The organism is Rhodopseudomonas sp. P2A-2r, from assembly GCF_026015985.1.
Taxonomy (GTDB): domain Bacteria; phylum Pseudomonadota; class Alphaproteobacteria; order Rhizobiales; family Xanthobacteraceae; genus Tardiphaga.
On sequence record NZ_CP110389.1, the window covers coordinates 5,317,132 to 5,333,171 of the forward strand.

At 65.1% G+C, this 16,040-nt stretch carries 19 protein-coding genes and 1 pseudogene; 13 read left to right on the forward strand and 7 right to left on the reverse strand.

Annotated features, from left to right (window positions below; translation table 11 throughout):
• Positions 1–9 precede the first annotated feature (9 nt).
• Both hydA and ONR75_RS25625 read left to right on the forward strand, forming a co-directional pair.
• A complete protein-coding gene (gene hydA, locus ONR75_RS25620) occupies positions 10–1,425 on the forward strand; it encodes a dihydropyrimidinase (RefSeq protein WP_265079722.1) in 1,416 nt (471 codons plus the stop codon).
• Between the two features lie 88 nt (positions 1,426–1,513).
• On the forward strand, positions 1,514–1,903 hold the full coding sequence (locus tag ONR75_RS25625) for a hypothetical protein (RefSeq protein ID WP_265079723.1): 390 nt from the start codon (positions 1,514–1,516) through the stop codon (positions 1,901–1,903).
• 1 nt (position 1,904) lies between these two features.
• Here ONR75_RS25625 and ONR75_RS25630 read toward each other — a convergent pair whose 3' ends face one another.
• The 3 genes from ONR75_RS25630 to ONR75_RS25640 form a co-directional block, all read right to left on the reverse strand.
• The gene (locus ONR75_RS25630; protein ID WP_265079724.1) at positions 1,905–2,117 is read right to left on the reverse strand and encodes a hypothetical protein; all 213 of its coding nucleotides are present in this window, start codon (positions 2,115–2,117) and stop codon (positions 1,905–1,907) included.
• 135 nt (positions 2,118–2,252) lie between these two features.
• Complete coding sequence (locus tag ONR75_RS25635; protein ID WP_265079725.1) at positions 2,253–3,452, reverse strand: acyltransferase family protein; 1,200 nt, start codon at positions 3,450–3,452, stop codon at positions 2,253–2,255.
• A gap of 256 nt (positions 3,453–3,708) precedes the next feature.
• The gene (locus tag ONR75_RS25640; RefSeq protein WP_265079726.1) at positions 3,709–4,212 is read right to left on the reverse strand and encodes a hypothetical protein; all 504 of its coding nucleotides are present in this window, start codon (positions 4,210–4,212) and stop codon (positions 3,709–3,711) included.
• A gap of 324 nt (positions 4,213–4,536) precedes the next feature.
• Between ONR75_RS25640 and ONR75_RS25645 the strand changes: the two genes are divergently transcribed.
• Both ONR75_RS25645 and ONR75_RS25650 read left to right on the forward strand, forming a co-directional pair.
• Positions 4,537–4,755 (forward strand): hypothetical protein, encoded by a 219-nt coding sequence (locus ONR75_RS25645; RefSeq protein ID WP_265079727.1) that lies wholly within the window; start codon positions 4,537–4,539, stop codon positions 4,753–4,755.
• A 103-nt stretch (positions 4,756–4,858) separates the two neighbouring features.
• Positions 4,859–5,044, forward strand: coding sequence for a hypothetical protein (locus ONR75_RS25650; RefSeq protein WP_265079728.1), 186 nt, complete (start codon positions 4,859–4,861; stop codon positions 5,042–5,044).
• Between the two features lie 187 nt (positions 5,045–5,231).
• Here ONR75_RS25650 and ONR75_RS25655 read toward each other — a convergent pair whose 3' ends face one another.
• A complete protein-coding gene (locus ONR75_RS25655; protein WP_265079729.1) occupies positions 5,232–6,803 on the reverse strand; it encodes a hypothetical protein in 1,572 nt (523 codons plus the stop codon).
• Positions 6,804–6,857: 54 nt separating this feature from the next.
• Positions 6,858–8,150, reverse strand: a complete 1,293-nt coding sequence (locus ONR75_RS25660; RefSeq protein ID WP_265079730.1) for an adenylosuccinate synthase — start codon at positions 8,148–8,150, stop codon at positions 6,858–6,860.
• Between the two features lie 387 nt (positions 8,151–8,537).
• Here ONR75_RS25660 and ONR75_RS25665 point away from each other — a divergent pair, with 387 nt between their 5' ends.
• From ONR75_RS25665 to ONR75_RS32610, 5 genes are all read left to right on the forward strand, one after another.
• The gene (locus ONR75_RS25665; protein WP_265079731.1) at positions 8,538–9,947 is read left to right on the forward strand and encodes a PAS domain-containing sensor histidine kinase; all 1,410 of its coding nucleotides are present in this window, start codon (positions 8,538–8,540) and stop codon (positions 9,945–9,947) included.
• 12 nt (positions 9,948–9,959) lie between these two features.
• Positions 9,960–10,340 (forward strand): response regulator, encoded by a 381-nt coding sequence (locus ONR75_RS25670; RefSeq protein WP_265079732.1) that lies wholly within the window; start codon positions 9,960–9,962, stop codon positions 10,338–10,340.
• Between the two features lie 282 nt (positions 10,341–10,622).
• The gene (locus tag ONR75_RS25675; RefSeq protein WP_265079733.1) at positions 10,623–11,144 is read left to right on the forward strand and encodes a FecR domain-containing protein; all 522 of its coding nucleotides are present in this window, start codon (positions 10,623–10,625) and stop codon (positions 11,142–11,144) included.
• A 7-nt stretch (positions 11,145–11,151) separates the two neighbouring features.
• A complete protein-coding gene (locus ONR75_RS32605; RefSeq protein ID WP_320109661.1) occupies positions 11,152–12,012 on the forward strand; it encodes a CHASE2 domain-containing protein in 861 nt (286 codons plus the stop codon).
• Positions 12,012–13,016 carry an adenylate/guanylate cyclase domain-containing protein gene (locus tag ONR75_RS32610; protein ID WP_320109662.1) on the forward strand — a complete coding sequence of 335 codons (1,005 nt, stop codon included), beginning with the start codon at positions 12,012–12,014 and terminating at the stop codon, positions 13,014–13,016. Before ONR75_RS32605 ends, ONR75_RS32610 begins: the two co-directional genes overlap by 1 nt.
• A gap of 23 nt (positions 13,017–13,039) precedes the next feature.
• On the opposite strand, the gene ONR75_RS25685 is transcribed toward ONR75_RS32610, so the two are convergent.
• On the reverse strand, positions 13,040–13,207 hold the full coding sequence (locus ONR75_RS25685) for a hypothetical protein (RefSeq protein WP_265079734.1): 168 nt from the start codon (positions 13,205–13,207) through the stop codon (positions 13,040–13,042).
• 32 nt (positions 13,208–13,239) lie between these two features.
• A pseudogene (locus ONR75_RS25690) lies at positions 13,240–13,486 on the reverse strand (hypothetical protein).
• 81 nt (positions 13,487–13,567) lie between these two features.
• Here ONR75_RS25690 and ybaK point away from each other — a divergent pair.
• The 4 genes from ybaK (at position 13,568) to ONR75_RS25710 (ending at position 16,019) form a co-directional block, all read left to right on the forward strand.
• Complete coding sequence (gene ybaK / locus ONR75_RS25695) at positions 13,568–14,041, forward strand: Cys-tRNA(Pro) deacylase (RefSeq protein ID WP_265079735.1); 474 nt, start codon at positions 13,568–13,570, stop codon at positions 14,039–14,041.
• 106 nt (positions 14,042–14,147) lie between these two features.
• Positions 14,148–14,468, forward strand: coding sequence for a hypothetical protein (locus tag ONR75_RS25700; RefSeq protein ID WP_265079736.1), 321 nt, complete (start codon positions 14,148–14,150; stop codon positions 14,466–14,468).
• A gap of 88 nt (positions 14,469–14,556) precedes the next feature.
• Positions 14,557–14,853, forward strand: a complete 297-nt coding sequence (locus tag ONR75_RS25705; protein ID WP_265079737.1) for a DUF3551 domain-containing protein — start codon at positions 14,557–14,559, stop codon at positions 14,851–14,853.
• Positions 14,854–15,065: 212 nt separating this feature from the next.
• Positions 15,066–16,019 (forward strand): DMT family transporter, encoded by a 954-nt coding sequence (locus tag ONR75_RS25710; protein ID WP_265079738.1) that lies wholly within the window; start codon positions 15,066–15,068, stop codon positions 16,017–16,019.
• The last annotated feature ends 21 nt before the right edge of the window (positions 16,020–16,040 follow it).

Genomic DNA, 16,040 nt, shown 5'->3' on the forward strand with positions numbered 1-16,040 from the left:
GGTCTCGCCATGGCCACTTTCGACACCGTCATTCGCAACGGCACCGTGGTGACCGCCAGCGAGACCTTCAAGGCCGACGTGGGCATCAGGGACGGCCGCATCGTCGCGCTCGGCGAGGCGCTGACCGACGCCAGTGAAATCGTCGATGCCACCCGACTGCTGGTGCTGCCGGGCGGCATCGACAGCCACGTCCACATCTCGCAGCCGTCCGGTCCGGGCATCGTGATGGCCGACGATTTTACCAGCGCGACGCGGGCAGCGGCGTTCGGCGGCAACACCTTCGTGATGCCCTACTGCCTGCAGGCCAAGGGGCAGCCGCTGCGCGAGGCGCTGAAGGACTATCATGCGCTGGCGGAGCGGCATTGCTACATCGACCACTCCTTCCATCTGATCATCTCCGATCCCACCGACGCCGTGCTCGGCCAGGAACTGCCGGCGCTCGTTGCCGACGGCTACACCTCGCTGAAGATCTTCATGACCTATGCGGACATGGTGCTGAGCGACTACGAGATCCTGCAGGTGCTGACGGTGGCCCGTGAGACCGGCGCGCTGGTGCAGGTTCATGCCGAGAACTATGACGCCATTCGTTTTCTTGCCGACCGCCTCGAACGTGCCGGCAATACCGGGCCGTATTACCACGCCAAGTCGCGTCCCATCGCCGTGGAGCGCGAGGCTACCCATCGCGCCATCTCGCTGGCCGAGCTGATCGACGTGCCACTGGTCATCGTCCATGTCTCCAACCGAGAGGCGATGGAAGAGATCCGCCGCGCCCAGCAGCGCGGGCTGAAGATTTCCGGCGAGACCTGCCCGCAATATCTGGTGCTCACCGAGGAGGACCTGAAGGATCTCGGCATGGAGGGCGCGAAATACGTCTGCTCGCCGCCGCCGCGTGACGTGGCCAGCCAGCAGGCGTGCTGGGAAGGCCTGCAGCAGGGCGTGTTCACGCTGTTCTCGTCGGACCACTGCCCGTTCCGCTTCGACGACGAAGCCGGCAAGCTGACGCCGGGCGGACGCACCAGCTTCCGCTGGATTCCCAACGGCATTCCCGGCGTCGAGACCCGGCTGCCGATCCTGTTTTCCGAAGGCGTCAGCAAGGGACGCATCACCGTCAACCAGTTCGTGGCACTGACCTCGACCAACCACGCCAAGACCTACGGACTGACAGGAAAGGGCTCGATCAGCGTCGGCTACGACGCCGACATCGCGCTGTGGGACCCCAAGAAGACGGCGACCCTGTCGCAGGCCGGCCTGCATCACGGCGCCGACTACACGCCCTATGAAGGCATCGAGATCACCGGCTGGCCGGTGGCGACCATGCTGCGTGGACGCTTTGTCGTGCGCGATGGCGCGCTGGTCGGCCCCGAGGGCGGAGGACGCTACGTCAGCCGGAGCGCGCCGGCTGCCGGGGACCGCGGCCCGGCATAGACGTACCCACGCAACGCCGGGCGAGCCAGGAGCATGGCTCGCCGCGAGCCCCCTTGCTCGACAACCGGGCGGGCACTAGCTTGGACCGATGTCCAGATGCCTTGTCATTCCGCTGATCGCTGTGGCCCTGTCGGGATGCTCCATCGATCCCGGCGCCACCTGGGCGCCGGACATCCTCAAGGACAAGGCCGCCGCGGCGCCCCAACCCGAGCCGGCTCCGGACATCCGCAATCTGCTCGCGACACGGCTGTCCGAATTCTTCATGCCCGCAGCGGCACCGTCCAACATCAGTTTTTCGCCGCCGCTGCAGGCAGCCGGAGCCTGGGAGACCTGTGTCCGCGCGACCGTGAACGGCGCGATGGGCAATTCGATCGGGCAGCAGACCTACGTCGTGACCATCCTGCACAACAAGGTGTTTCGACAGGAAAAGGCCGAGCCATCGCATTGGTGCGGACGAGCCACCTTCGAAACGCTGTAGACTAGTTTCTTCGCGACCTGCGCGCCTCGGGATGGGTCACGACGATCGTGCCGGGACCCGGCGTGGCCGGCGCAAACAATTCGTCGCAGACATAATCGCCGAACACGGTGGTGCCGTCGTCTGTATAGGTCATGCCCTCCCTGACCTCGAATGCCGTGTCGTATTCCAGATCGATCGACAGCGACCGTTTCGCGATCCAGGTTTTATGGGACATCTTCAGACTCCAGTGAACTGGTCGGGATTTAGCAGCGTGTCGGCGATGACGCCAGTCTGCAGGTTGGCGTCGACCGACGGCGACGAGGCCGGATATTTCCCGATCCTGGCGCTGCATCGCGATCGAGAATTGCGGTCAACTATCCCGTGACAGATGCGCTGTCAGCGGCAAACTGGCTGTTGGCGGCAAGCGTGGCACGCCCAAGACTGCCGTAGCACCTTCCGGCCGTCGTTTGATCACGAAAGAGTTCCTGAGCTTGAGCACGGGATATTCAAACAGGTGCCACGAGATCACAGCGGCTGTCAGCGAGAGCGGAAACCCGACCAGAAACAGTGTCCACCAACGGTCGCCGGTCCAGGCCTCCGGAAAGTAGTGGATCAGCAGCTGCAGGAACGGGACATGATAGAGATACAGCCCGTAGGAGTAGTCGCCGGTCCCAAAGCCCGGAAGACGTGGCATCGGCGACAGCCCGACCAGGACGGTGAGATAGCCGAGCAGCGGGAGCGCGATGGCATGAACGCCGGGGTTGCCGAACAACGCCGCATTACTTCCAAATGCGCTCAAAAGAGCCGCCACGCATAGCAGGCCGATGGCCGCCGTCCTGGAGAACGGCACGCAATACCGCAGTTGATAGAGGACGATTCCGATCAGGAAGGACGGCCAGAGCAACGATCCGCGGAAAAGGAAGAGGTTCATCGCCAGCAGATCGAAAAACGAGGCATGGTCGCTGACGAGGTGCGATGACATCTGCCTGAGATAGATTCCGGCGATCAGAACGCCGAGAGTGAACAACGGCACCACTCTGGTTCGTTTGATCGCCCCGGACAGCATCAGTCCGATCAGAATGACATAACAGCCCATTTCGAAAGGGACCGTCCAGAGCGCGCCATTCACCTCCGGCGAAGGATTGTTCTCGAACACGCCCGGAAGAGAGTAGTGGATCCATCCCGTGATGTTGAGAAAGTAGCTGAAGAAAGTCGCGTCGGTGAAATATTCTCTTGCGGGCAACGTCGTCACCAGCGGGCCGATCAAGAGCGCCGCAAAGAAGATGTCGACGATGAGCGCCGGCAGGATGCGCGCAGCGCGGTTAAGCATGAAGTTCTTTGCAGAGAGACGCGTGCTGCTTCCTGCCACCAGGAATCCGCTCAAGGCGAAAAACATCGGCACAAGCATGTATTCGGAAAGCCAGAAGACGGATGCCCTGGCCAACTCCAGATGCCCGCTCAGCTGGGCGGTGTGCCAGGCAATGATTCCGGTCGCCAGACATATCCGAAGGAAATCGAATCCCCGGCCGAAACCCTTTTGGTCGTCCAAAGCTGAACCAAGGGTTTGCATCGAGGTACCTTCCTGGACCTTCCGGTCCACCTTTGCGGGGCTCTCAATCGCGCAATTGGAGCGCAAATCTAGACGCCGAGTTCTAATCTCTCCTTAAGGCCGACGCGCAAAATCGCCGCCTTCGCGCGGGGATGGAGGCTCGCCTGGTCAGGTCATGGATTTCCGCGTGTAACGCGCGCGGCATCGAGGGCGTCGGAAATCAACCTCTCGGACCCGCCCGGTGCTACCGTCGTCGCCGAACTGCAGAACCCGCGTGCTAATAATAGTCGCGCAGAAAGGCCGCGGCGCTATCGGGCTGCCAGTCGATGCCGGCAGAGTCGACGGGGTCGTCGGCCAGCAGCGCGCCGGCTTCGGACTTGTAGTCCGGCGACACCGCATCCGCCTGCGGCAGCGGCGCGCGCAGGATGTCCAGATACGACAGATAATTGTCGCGGCGGCCGGTGAAGATGCAGACGCAGGCTTTCGGATCGGCATAGACGTAGACCGGACCGTTCGGCGTCTTGTGCACCACGAAGCGGTGGGCCGGCAGTTTGCGCATCGCCTCCTGCGAGGCCGCATCGCTGACGAACCGCGCCTTGAAACCCGCCGACTCCAGATAGAAGCCGTTCTTCTGCAGGAACGGCGCGCTCGGCGCCTCGCGCGCCGTCGATGGCGACGGCGACAGCGACAGCGACAGCAGCACGATAGAGGCCTGCGCCAGACGACGCAGACGCAGGTCGGAACAGATCGGCAGGATCGGCAGAATCGTGGTCGGCATCATCGGCGAGCCCCAAAGCGAGCGCGGGCAGCCGGGCTCTGACGGCCGCCACGCTACGCCAACACCATAAACGAGTCGTCACCGCCCGTGCTCCGATTTTCGCGCATGCCGCAGCCGTAGCTTCGGCATATGCCGCAACCGCGCCAAGGCGCGCCCGCTCGTCCCCGCGCCGCGCCGGCGTGCACACGGAAAAGGTTACAGTTTGGTGTCGATGGCGCGATGTCGCCATCACTTCAATGTCAGCCGCAGTCATCGCCAGTTCATGGCCCTGACTCACATCAGCCCCATTGCGTCGTCATGGTCCGCCCATTGAGAACAGAGGGCCCCATGACGACAGAGACGATGCCGAAATTCGACCCCAGCTACATCGCTGCCTTGCGCGAAGTGCTGGATATCGCGGTGGAGCAGATCGCCGAGCAGCATCGCACTCCCGCCACCAAGGCGAAGATGGCCGAAACCATCGTGCGCAGCGCATCGGAAGGCATCACCGACGCCCACGACCTGGTGACCCACGCGATCGCCGCCGGCGCCGGCGGCGCGCCGTAGTTTTTCGGGTTCCCGGCGGTCGCATTTGTGCACATTGCCGCCACGCCCTTGCCCATAACCGCGCACAGCCTCCGTCAATTGTTCGTTGATGGACGGAGGCTGCATGATTTCAGAAATGTACCTGCGGCAACGCGCCGATGACTGCAACCGGCTCGCCAGCCAGGAAGCCGACGCCGAACTGCGCGGCATGCTGTGCGACCTCGAACTGGACTATCGCGCCAAGGCGGTCAGGGCCGCGGCCCGCGACTGGCGCGACGCGCCAAGATATTTCGCCGCCGCGCCGGCTTGATCCAGCACCATCCGTAGAGCATTCAAACGTCGCAATGGCCCGGCGTATTGCGCCTGTCTGACGCCGAATGGCAGATCACGCTTCGCTGATCCGCCCTCGCTGGCGTGGAGGTTTGTGTCCGAGCGAGGCCCCTCACCCGGATTGCTTCGCAATCCGACCTCTCCCAGCGGGGAGAGGTGAAGGAAGACTACTCGCCCCAGGCCGCGAAGGCCTCGTTGAAGGCGCGCTCGCCCGGCGAGCCCTTCTCGATGGCGATGATGGCGCGGCGCTGGTTGCTGTAGACCAGCGGCACGTCGAACCACGAACGCTCCTTGAGCAACTGGATGTTGCGGGAGCGGTCGCTCTCGACGTTGCTGAGGCCCACCAGGAAGAAGCCGTCGGTGACCTTGACCGCGAGTCCTGCCAGCGGCGTGCCGCGCGCCTGCTCGTTGGACTTCATCAGGATGCCCGGCACGTTGCTGACACCGCCTCCGGAGAAATCTGGCGGCAACACGAAGGTCAGTTCGGCGGTGTGGCTGGCCGGCAACGACGTATCGGTATTGCGTCGGAACGACATCGACATCTTGAACTTGCGTTCGGGAATCTCGATGTCGGCGCGCACCGCGAGGTCGCCGGGCTTGCCGCCCGACGCCTTGATCTGCTCGGTGCGCCATACAACGGTGCCGACATATTGCTTGCCCTTCGGCTCGGCCGGATCCTCGTCATAGAGCACCACGCGCTGTGCCACGGGGGCGACCTGGTCCGACGAACTGGGCTGGCCGACGCGATCGGCAATCTTCGGCCGCGGCGCCAGCGGCGCATCCTTCGTGGCATCGACCACGACCGGCGTCGAGGAGCCGAACCCGCGCACCGTCTGCATGATCTTCGGACCCGCCAGGATCGCGGTGCCGACCAGGATCATTGCGATGCCGATGCCGACGGCAGTCTTGAGCGGAAACCGGCCGGTGCGCGGTGCGCGCGGCGGCTTGATCTTCTTCTCTTTCTTCGGCTTTACCGAATCCGGGCGCTGCCGCGACGCCGGTTCGGGTTCGAAGCGGCCGTCGTTGCCGGACTCGTCATAGGCATAATCGCCGCCGCGGTCTTCCATGCTCGGCTCGAGCCGGTCGAACTCGGGCGACTCCGACGGGACGTTGGCATAGGTTTTTCGCGCGGCGCGGTTGGCCTGCGCGGCGGCGCGGCCGAGATCGTCGACATCGGCAGTGACGTCGCGAAAGCCGCGCATGGCCGCGGCACCGGGAGCCGCCGGCTGGTCGGGGCGCGGCGCAGCGGAGCGTTCGCGGGTCGGCGGCAGGGTGGGCTCCTGCATGGCGACGCTGGGCTGCTGCTGCCGCGGAATCGGCGGCGGATCGATGCGCAGGTTGCGCTTCGGGCGCTCCGCCGCGACATCGTCGGGACGGTCGCGCGGCGGTGCCGGCGTCGGCACGATCGGCTGGCGGCCGCGCGGCGAGGGCTCGGCCGGCGGCTGTGGATTGGCGCGGTTGTTGTTGCGGAACGCGTCGCCGGCGCGCGGCTTGCCGTCGCCACCGCGACTGATGTCGCGGGCCCGGGCGGCGGCCTCGGACTCGACCTTGCGGACGGCATCCTCGAGCGACAGCCGTTCCCGGGTGATCTCGGATTCGGTGAGCGGCGGCTCGACGCTGCGCAATTGCGCGATCAGCGCGCTGCGCGCGCGCTCGTACAGCGCGCGGCGCTGCTCGCCGGGAGCACTGGGATCCAGGCCAGCGATGGCACGGGCAATCAGCGGGTAGTAGTCAGCCATCGGTACTCGACTCTGTGAATACCCTCACTTTGAGAGTATTCTGGTAATACTTCGTTAAGCCTCGAACGGATTTTGCACCAGGATAGTATCTTCGCGTTCCGGGCTGGTGGAAAGCAAAGCAATCGGACAGCCAACCAGTTCCTCGACCCGGCGCACGTATTTGATGGCCTGGGCCGGCAAATCCGCCCAGGACCGGGCATTGGCGGTGGGTTCCTTCCAGCCTTCGATGGTCTCGTAGACCGGCACGATGCGGGCCTGGGCGCCCTCGCCGGCCGGTAGATAGTCGATCTCCTTGCCGTCCAGCATGTAGCCGACGCAGACCTCGATGGTGTCGAAGCCGTCGAGAATGTCGAGTTTCGTCAGGGCCAGGCCGTGAATGCCGCAGGTCCGCACGGTCTGGCGCACCAGCACGGCGTCGAACCAGCCGCAGCGGCGCGGGCGGCCGGTGTTGGTGCCGAATTCGCGGCCGCGCTCGCCGATGCGGCGGCCGATATCGTTGTCGAGTTCGGTGGGGAATGGGCCGGCGCCGACCCGGGTGGTGTAGGCCTTGCAGATGCCCAGCACGTAGCCGACCGCGCCTGGACCCATGCCGGTGCCGGTGGCGGCCTGCGCAGCGACGGTGTTGGACGAGGTGACGTAGGGATAGGTGCCGTGGTCGACGTCGAGCAGCGCGCCCTGCGCACCCTCGAACAGGATGCGCTTGCCTTCGCGGCGCTTCTGGTCGAGCAGCCGCCAGACGGCCTCGGCGTAAGGCAGCAGTTCCGGCGCAAGCGCCATCAGGCCCTTCTGGATCTCCGCACCGTCGAATTCCGGCAGTCCGAAGCCGCGGCGCAGCGCATTGTGATGCGCCAGCAGGCGGTCGATCTTGTTAGGCAGCGTGTCGGGATCGGCGAGGTCCATCAGCCGGATGGCGCGGCGGCCAACCTTGTCTTCATAGGCCGGGCCGATGCCGCGCTGGGTGGTTCCGATGGCATTGGCCTTGCTGGCGTTTTCGCGCAGGCTGTCGAGTTCGCGGTGCAGCGGCAGGATCAAAGTGACATTCTCGGCAATGCGCAGATTGTCGGGACCGATGTGCACGCCCTGAGCCTGAAGCCGCTTGACCTCATCGAGGAACGCCTGCGGGTCGAACACCACGCCGTTGCCGATGACGCCGAGCTTTGACGGACGCAACACGCCCGACGGCAGCAGAGCCAGCTTGTAGGTGGTGCCGTCGATGACCAGCGTATGGCCGGCATTATGGCCGCCCTGGAAGCGCGCGACGATGTCCGCCTGCTCCGACAACCAGTCGACGATCTTGCCTTTTCCCTCGTCGCCCCACTGGGCGCCGACGACGACAACATTGGCCATTTCGAGGTAATCCCTGCAATTCACTTCATGGCGCATGACTGTGGCGGGAAAACCGGTTTCCCGCCGTGCGAATCATGCCGGAGCGCCCAGCCAAACACGGCCGCAGCCGCTCGCATGCGAGGCATCACGGGATTAACGGAAGCCGCTTGGGGAAGCAAGCAAGAAGGGCCGTTTTGAGGACTTCAGAGCGCGGTCAAACCCTTGATATCCCCCAAAAATCCGTACTCCGTGGAGGCGCCGGGCAATGATGGCGCGGGTTCCGGCACATCCGGCGTAATCAGCGGGGTGGCTGCGTTGCCGTGGCGGTGAGCGACAGGGAACCGTCACCCACCTCGCAACTTGATGCAAGCACTGCTGATACGCAGCAACTGACCGCTCGAGAATTCATTGTCAGAGGTATTCGTGGATCAATCGTTCGGGCCGCTGTCAGACCCAACGTTGCTGCTGCGCAGCCTGCTGGCCTCGTCGGGCGACTGCATCAAGATCCTCGACCTCGAAGGCAACCTCGAATTCATGACCGAGGGCGGCCAGCGGATCATGGAAGTCACCGACTTCGCTGCTATCCGGGGCTGTCCATGGCCGGACTTCTGGCAGGACCAAGGCCATATCGACGCCAAGGCGGCAGTGGCCACCGCAAAGGCCGGAGGTGCCGGACACTTCCGGGGCTACGCCGCCACCATGGCCGGCTCGCCGAGATGGTGGGACGTCAGCGTCACGCCCATCCCCGGCCCCGACGGCAAACCCGAAAAATTACTGTCGGTGTCTCGCGACGTGACCGCCGTGCATTTTGCCGAAGTGGCGCTGCAGACCAGCGAAGCCCGTCTGGCCGCCGCGCTCAACGCCGCCGACACCGGGACCTGGGACTTCGATCCGCAAACCGGCGTCCTGAAATGGGATGCGCGTTGCTACCAGCTGTTCGGCCTGACGCCCGGCAAGCCGGTGAGCTTCGACGTGTTCCTGGCGGGCGTCCATCCCGACGATCGCGAAGCAACTGACAAAGCGTGTACCGACGCCATGCGGCCGGACGGACCGCAAGCCTACGACATCGAGTTTCGCACCATTGGCTTCGAGGACGGCATCGAGCGGTGGTGTTCCGCCAAGGGCAAGTCGGATTTCGAGAACGGCAAAGCGATCCGCTTCATTGGCACGATCTGCGACATCAGCAAGCTGAAGCGCGCGGAGGCGCAGCAGCGGCTGCTGACGCGCGAACTGGAACACCGCATCAAGAACACCATGGCGATGGTCGGCGCCATCGCCAACCAGACCTTCCGTACCGCGGCGACCAAGGAGGAAGCGCGCAGCATCTTCGATGCCCGCCTCCATGCGCTCAATCAGGCCCACGACATTCTCACAAGGTCGAGCTGGACCAGTGCCTCGATGCCTACCGTGGTGGACGGCGCGCTGGCGCCGCATCGCACCGGCGAAGGCCGCATCCGCGCCGGCGGCCCCGCTGTCCAGCTCACCGCGAAGCAGGCGCTGTCGTTGGCACTGGCGCTTCACGAGCTTGCGACCAATGCAGCCAAATATGGCGCGCTGTCGGTGCCCGGCGGAACGATCGCGATCGATTGGAATTGTATCGCGTCTGACAAAGAGCCGCTGCTGCACTTCCAATGGCGCGAAGCCGGCGGCCCCCTTGTGGCGCCGCCGACGCACCGCGGCTTCGGATCGCGCCTGATCGAGAGAACATTGGCATCGGATTTTGGCAATTCGGTCAAAATCGACTACCTGCCGGAAGGCCTGCTCTGCCGGTTCGAGACCAGATTGAGCGATCTGGTTTCGGCCGCCCCCAGCCTCTGATACGAGATCGCAATGGCAACATCGAAGAAACCTGAACGCTACGCCATCCTGATCGTCGAAGATGAAGCGTTGCTGCGCATGCATGCCGCCGACATCGTCGAAGAAGCCGGGTTCATCCCCATCGAGGCCTCTAACGCCGACGAGGCCGTCGCGATCCTGGAGTCTCGTTCCGACATCGCGCTGCTGTTCACCGACGTCAACATGCCCGGATCGATGGACGGCCTCAAACTCGCACACGCCGTTCGCGACCGCTGGCCCCCTATCAAGATCGTGATCGTCTCGGGCCATCTGCAGGTTTCAGAAAATGAGCTGCCCGCCGACAGCAGGTTTTTCGGCAAGCCGTTCGAGACCGATCGGATGATCGACGAACTGCGTACGCTGATCGCCGATTAGGCATCAGGCGGACAGCGGCTCGCGTTCACAGCGGCTTGATCGCGCCGGTGCGCGGAGCCGAGCCGCCCGAGATGCGCATGCGGATCTCGCTGCGTCATCGCGAACCTGCGCAAAACCGCACCGACATAACGGCCAAGCCTCCAAAAACTTGAACCGGCGGGTGGCATGGGTTTCGGCCGGCCTTATATAGGTACCGGCGCCCCGCCAATCCTTGGGCCTTGAACGAAACCGCGCGATGCACGCCTAAAGGACCATGGCTGTCGAACAATTTGGAGTATTGGCATGAGTATCCCCACGCAGATGGCGACCGCCGCGCTGGTGGGCGCAATATTCTGCGGCGCCGCTTCGGCGCAGCAACCAGGGATGGGCTGCACGGCGCAAGCGTCGGCCGCGGGTACGCAGACCCTGCGCTGCGGCGGTGGGCTGACCATCGTCGCCGAGAGCGGCGCAACGTTCACGCTGCAGGATCGCAATCGTGACGGGCATGTGGACGCCATCGACCTGCAGAGCAAGGCGGTGTTCGTCGAGGCGCCGAAAAACAAATCCGGCAAGCGCTTCGAGGTGACGACGCCGCAGGCCATCGCCGCGGTGCGCGGCACCAAATGGGCGGTCGATGCCGACGCCGCCAAGACCTCGGTATTCGTCGACACCGGCCGTGTCGCCGTCCGCCGCCCCACCGTTGCGGGCCAGGTGGTGCTCGGCCCGGGCGAAGGCGTCGATGTCGAGGCCGGCACGACGCCGCTGGAAGTGAAGCGCTGGGCCGCGCCCCGCGTTGCGGCGCTGATGGCCCGGCTCGGCCGCTAGGCAGCCGATGAAGGCCCGGGCATTCCAGGCTCCCGTTGCCATCGTGCTGGCAGGCCTTTGGGGCGCGGCGCTGACCTGGGGAAACGGGCCCTCCGGCATGCGGCTGCTCGACCGTTTCGAGGCGACGCTGACCGATCTGCGGGTGCTGGCGCGCGGCACCCGGCTGCCGCCCGACGCGGTGACCATCGTCGCCATCGACGACCAAGTGGTGCGCGAACAGGGCAGCTATCCGCTGCCACGCGCCGCCCTCGCCCGCATCATTGAGCAGATCGCACAGCTCAAACCCAGGGTGATCGCAGTGGACTTGCTGCTGGTCGATCGCAGCACGCCCGAGGACGATGCCGCGCTGGCGCGGGCGCTGGGCAACACCAATGCGGTGATCGCCGCGGCGGCGATATTCGCCGAGTCGCGGCAGCGCCTCGCCGCCGACGGCGACGGACCGCTGGCGCGGCTTCCAACCGCGGCGCGCTTCCTGCTGCCGCTGAAAGACTTTACCGATCAGGCCGGCGTCGGCGTGGTCAACGTGACCACCGATCAGACCGGCATTCCGCGCTCGATACCGCTGCTGTTCCGCACGGCAGATGCCGTGCTGGTGTCGCTGCCGCTGCGCACGGCGGCGGCGGCCGCGCGCCAGGACCCCAGCATCGCGCCGAACGATTTCGTTCTGTCGGGGCCGGATGTCCCGACCGACGTCGGGCATCTCTTGCCGATCTCGTTCTACGGCCCGCACGGCACCATCCCTACTGTTGGCGCCTCCGCCGCGCTTGACGGCACGCTGGCGCGCCACGACATCGAGGACCGCGCTGTGGTGATCGGCGTCACGGCGACCGGCGGCGGCGACTTTTCCCGACGCCGTTCGATCCGGTGATGCCCGGCGTCGAGGTGGTCGCGACTGCCATCACCCATCTGCTGGCCAAGGATGCGCTGGTGCGCAACCACGCAGTGCGGCTCGCCGATGGCGCCGTCGCGGTGCTGTTACCGATGCTGCTGGTCGGCCTGCTGGCGTGGCGCCGTAATACGGTCGGGCTTGTGGCCATCGCCGCCGTCGCGGCGATCTGGTCGACGGTCAACGTTGCGGCGTTCGCACACGGGGTCTGGCTAAGCGCCGCGCTCCCGATTGCCGCCGCCGCCCCGCCGACGATCCTGTTCGGCGCCGTGCAGATCTGGATGGGGCGCCGGCGCGCCCAGCACCTTGCGGATCGCAGCGACCTGCTGCAGCAGTTCCAGGCGCCGCGGCTGCACGCCTGGCTGACCGAGGATCCCGACTTCCTGCTGCAGCCGGTGCATCAGGACGCGGCCATTGTGTTTATCGATCTGTCAGGATTCACCGCACACAGCGAGACGGCCGGCCCCAATGCAACGCGCGAGTTGCTGAGCGATTTCCAGCGCATCGTCGACCGTGAAGTGGAGGCCTGCGGCGGCCTGATCACCAGCTTCATGGGCGACGGCGCGATGATCCTGTTCGGCCTGCCGCAAGCTTCCGCCGACGATGCCGTCAACGCCGTAAATTGCTGTCTCGGCCTAAGCGCCCGCACACACGCTTGGCTAGCCTCGCTGCCGCCGCAGGTCGGAAGCCGGATCGGCTTCAAGATCGGCGCGCATTTCGGCGCCATCGTCGCGTCACGGCTTGGCGGCAGTCACCAGCACGTCACCGCCATCGGCGACACCGTCAATGTCGCCAGCCGAATGATGGACGTAGCAAAGAGCCATGGCGCCGAAATCGCGCTGACCGACGACCTGCTGCGCAAGGCCGGACCGAACTCGCCGGTGCAGACCTCCGGTGTGCTGAACGGCCCGGAGGACGTGCAAGTCCGTGGCCGCACCGGAAGCATCAATGTCTGGCTGTGGCGGCGCGGCGCGCCCACGCAGTAACACGCGCCGCCACGCCACGCCGCTCAATGGGTGTTGGTCTCGCTCCACTTTTCAAGATCGGGTTTCGGCGTATCCGGTGCCGCCGGGTCCTGCGACTTCTGTGCAGGCTGTTTCCACGGTTCGTCGGTCCCCTTCGTGGGCTTCCAGTCGTCGCGCTGCCGTGGATCGTCCTTTGGGGTCTCCTGGCTCATGCCGGCTCCTGTTGCTTCTGCGTACGTAGGGGTTAATTGGTGGTGGCGCCCAGCGCCGTGCCATTGCCGGCCGCGCGCGAAGGCACGCTGACATGGACTTCATGGCCTTCGCGCACCGCCAGCGAGGCCGCGGCCACTGCGGATCTCGAAAGCCGCCTCCTTGGTTTCGTAATCGCCCTCGACATTTCCGTCGTGGAGGATTCCCCAGGTGCTGTAGATGTTGGGGCCGGAGGTTCCGGTTTTCCCCGTTTCGATAATGGCGTATGTCGCAAGTCCCATGGCGCTCTCCTGCGGTTGCACGGAGCAACGTCAAGGGCAACAACAGGTTCCGGCCCCGCGCCGGACGAAGCAGGACGCACCATGTCGAAGACCACCCCCGCGACGCTGGCGCTGACCAGGCTGGGCATCGCCTTCACGCTGCACAGCTACGATTACGATCCCGACGCCGACAGTATCGGGCTGCAGGCCGCAGCCGCGCTGGGCGCCGAACCGCGGCGGGTGTTGAAGACGCTGATGGCCGAGGTCGACGGCAAGCCGGTCTGCGTCGTAGTGCCGTCCGACTGCGAAGTCAGCATGAAAAAGCTGGCGGCCGCATTGCACGGCAAGACCGCGAAGATGATGCGACCGGCCGACGCCGAGCGTCTGACCGGCTATCATGTCGGCGGTATCAGCCCGTTCGGCCAGAAGAAGCGTGTGCCGGTGGTGATCGAGCAGGCGGCGCTGAGCGAGGCCAGCATCTATCTCAACGGCGGCCAGCGCGGCTTGCAGATCGCGCTGGATCCGAACGACGCCTGCAAGGCACTTGGCGCCACCGCCAGCAGCGTGGTGGCCTGAACGTAAACAGATAAGTTCCCGGAACAGGTCCGCGTCGGGCGGGTTTCCCCTTGCCGTCCAGCCACGCGAAGACGCGGCCGATGACGGGGAAACCCAGGAGAGACACATGAAGATCCACCAGACCATGATGGCCGGAATGGCCATTCTGATGCTCGGCCTCGGCGCCGCACAGGCAGGCCCCTGCACGACGGGCAAGGACGGCAAGATGGGCGATGCCGGCGCCGGGCCCACGCCGGGCAATACCGGACAGACGATCACCACAGGCTCCGCCACTACGGCGCAACATCCGCCGACCAGCGCCATGGGCAATGCCACCGCCGGCGGTGCCACCTCGTCGGAGGACGTGCGGCGACAGACCGAGGGTCAGCCGACAGCGGCGCAGCAGGCCCAGGGCGCCACCTCGACGGCCAAACCCGGAGACTGCTGACGTCACCCACGAGACTTGACCGCGCATGGCGGAACAATCAACTGTCCCTAGAATTGGACGGTCATTGTCAACGAGCAAGGATTCTACCATGCGTTCAATCTTGGCGGCCTCCGCCTTTCTCCTTGTCCTCGGCGCGACGCCGAGCATGGCTAGAGATTACCCGTGGTGCTCGCGCACCTCGGTCACCGGCTTCAATCCGAGCTGCTCGTTTACGTCGTTCAACCAGTGCATGGCGACGGTGAGCGGAATCGGCGGCGACTGCATCGTCAATCCGCGACTGGCCTTCGGTCAGGAGCAGCGCCCGCGCAAGAGCCGCCGCCACGGTGCTCGCGGGGATAACGACTGGAACAACAACTGGAATAACGACTGGAACCGACGCTGGTAAGGTCGGTCCGCAGCGAAAAAGGCCCCGAGCCGTTCGGGGCCTTTTCTTTGCACTGCGAAGGTTGCGCGGCGGCGGCGCGACCGCGCTGTCCTGCATGATCGCAATGCAGTTCCGCCATTGATATCGGCGGCAAATCCGTGTCTGTCAGACCGATCCGGCAGCCGGCCAGTAGCTGGCCGCGCGGTACCAGCGTTTTCTGTCCAGGCCCAATCATGCCCCCTTCCATCTCGACCGAACGCACACCGATCGGATGGCTGTTGAACCAGCCCTATCTGCTGCTCAGCCTGACCTCGCTGTTCTGGGCCGGCAACGCCATCGTCGGTCGCGCCGCTGCCGGCCACATTCCGCCGTTCACCCTGTCATTCTTTCGCTGGGGCCTCGCCGCACTGATCTTGCTGCCGTTCGGCTGGCGAGCGATGCGGCAGGACTGGCCGGTGATCCGACGGCAATTCGGATTCATGATCTTCCTGTCATTGATCAGCATCGGCCTGTTCAACTCGCTGCAATACTGGGGACTTGAATACACCACGGCCCTAAACTCGCTGCTGCTGCAATCGTCGGGACCGCTGTTCGTCGCGATCTGGTCGCTGCTCATTCTTCGCGTGCGGTTGACCATCGCGCAAGCCTGCGGCATCGCGCTCTCCATGATCGGCGTGCTGGTAATCCTGCTGCGTGGCGATCTTGCGGCGTTGACCGCCATCGAGCTCAACAAGGGCGACCTCCTGTTCCTGCTGGCGATGGCGATCTTCGGTCTCTATGCGGTGCTTACCCTGAAACGGCCGGCGATCCAGCAATTGTCGTTCTTGACCTTCACCTTTGCCTGCGGCGCGCTGTGCCTCGTGCCGCCGTTCATATGGGAGCTGTTCACGCGGCCACCGGCGGAGATCAATGCCGGCAACCTGTTGTCGCTGGCCTACGTCGCGGTGTTCCCCTCGGTGCTGGCCTATACGTTCTACAACCGCGGCATCGCCCTGATCGGCGCCAACCGCTCGGCGCCGTTCTTTCACCTGATCCCGGTGTTCGGCTCGGCCATGGCCATCTTCTTCCTCGGCGAGACGATGCACCTGTTTCACATCGTCGGCTATGCGCTGGTGCTGTGCGGCATCGTGGTGGCGGCCAGGAAGCCGAAGCCGGCGATTGCCGCGGCTTCGGCCGGGGTGGACTAATCCTGCTGGTCTTCCTTGAGC

Coding starts and splice junctions, on each gene's coding strand:
- hydA (WP_265079722.1), top strand. CDS start 10: ATGGCCACTTTCGACACCGTCATTCGCAACGGCACCGTGGTGACCGCC.
- ONR75_RS25625 (WP_265079723.1), top strand. CDS start 1,514: ATGTCCAGATGCCTTGTCATTCCGCTGATCGCTGTGGCCCTGTCGGGA.
- ONR75_RS25630 (WP_265079724.1), bottom strand. CDS start 2,117: ATGTCCCATAAAACCTGGATCGCGAAACGGTCGCTGTCGATCGATCTG.
- ONR75_RS25635 (WP_265079725.1), bottom strand. CDS start 3,452: ATGCAAACCCTTGGTTCAGCTTTGGACGACCAAAAGGGTTTCGGCCGG.
- ONR75_RS25640 (WP_265079726.1), bottom strand. CDS start 4,212: ATGATGCCGACCACGATTCTGCCGATCCTGCCGATCTGTTCCGACCTG.
- ONR75_RS25645 (WP_265079727.1), top strand. CDS start 4,537: ATGACGACAGAGACGATGCCGAAATTCGACCCCAGCTACATCGCTGCC.
- ONR75_RS25650 (WP_265079728.1), top strand. CDS start 4,859: ATGATTTCAGAAATGTACCTGCGGCAACGCGCCGATGACTGCAACCGG.
- ONR75_RS25655 (WP_265079729.1), bottom strand. CDS start 6,803: ATGGCTGACTACTACCCGCTGATTGCCCGTGCCATCGCTGGCCTGGAT.
- ONR75_RS25660 (WP_265079730.1), bottom strand. CDS start 8,150: ATGGCCAATGTTGTCGTCGTCGGCGCCCAGTGGGGCGACGAGGGAAAA.
- ONR75_RS25670 (WP_265079732.1), top strand. CDS start 9,960: ATGGCAACATCGAAGAAACCTGAACGCTACGCCATCCTGATCGTCGAA.
- ONR75_RS25675 (WP_265079733.1), top strand. CDS start 10,623: ATGAGTATCCCCACGCAGATGGCGACCGCCGCGCTGGTGGGCGCAATA.
- ONR75_RS32605 (WP_320109661.1), top strand. CDS start 11,152: ATGAAGGCCCGGGCATTCCAGGCTCCCGTTGCCATCGTGCTGGCAGGC.
- ONR75_RS32610 (WP_320109662.1), top strand. CDS start 12,012: ATGCCCGGCGTCGAGGTGGTCGCGACTGCCATCACCCATCTGCTGGCC.
- ONR75_RS25685 (WP_265079734.1), bottom strand. CDS start 13,207: ATGAGCCAGGAGACCCCAAAGGACGATCCACGGCAGCGCGACGACTGG.
- ybaK (WP_265079735.1), top strand. CDS start 13,568: ATGTCGAAGACCACCCCCGCGACGCTGGCGCTGACCAGGCTGGGCATC.
- ONR75_RS25700 (WP_265079736.1), top strand. CDS start 14,148: ATGAAGATCCACCAGACCATGATGGCCGGAATGGCCATTCTGATGCTC.
- ONR75_RS25705 (WP_265079737.1), top strand. CDS start 14,557: ATGCGTTCAATCTTGGCGGCCTCCGCCTTTCTCCTTGTCCTCGGCGCG.
- ONR75_RS25710 (WP_265079738.1), top strand. CDS start 15,066: ATGCCCCCTTCCATCTCGACCGAACGCACACCGATCGGATGGCTGTTG.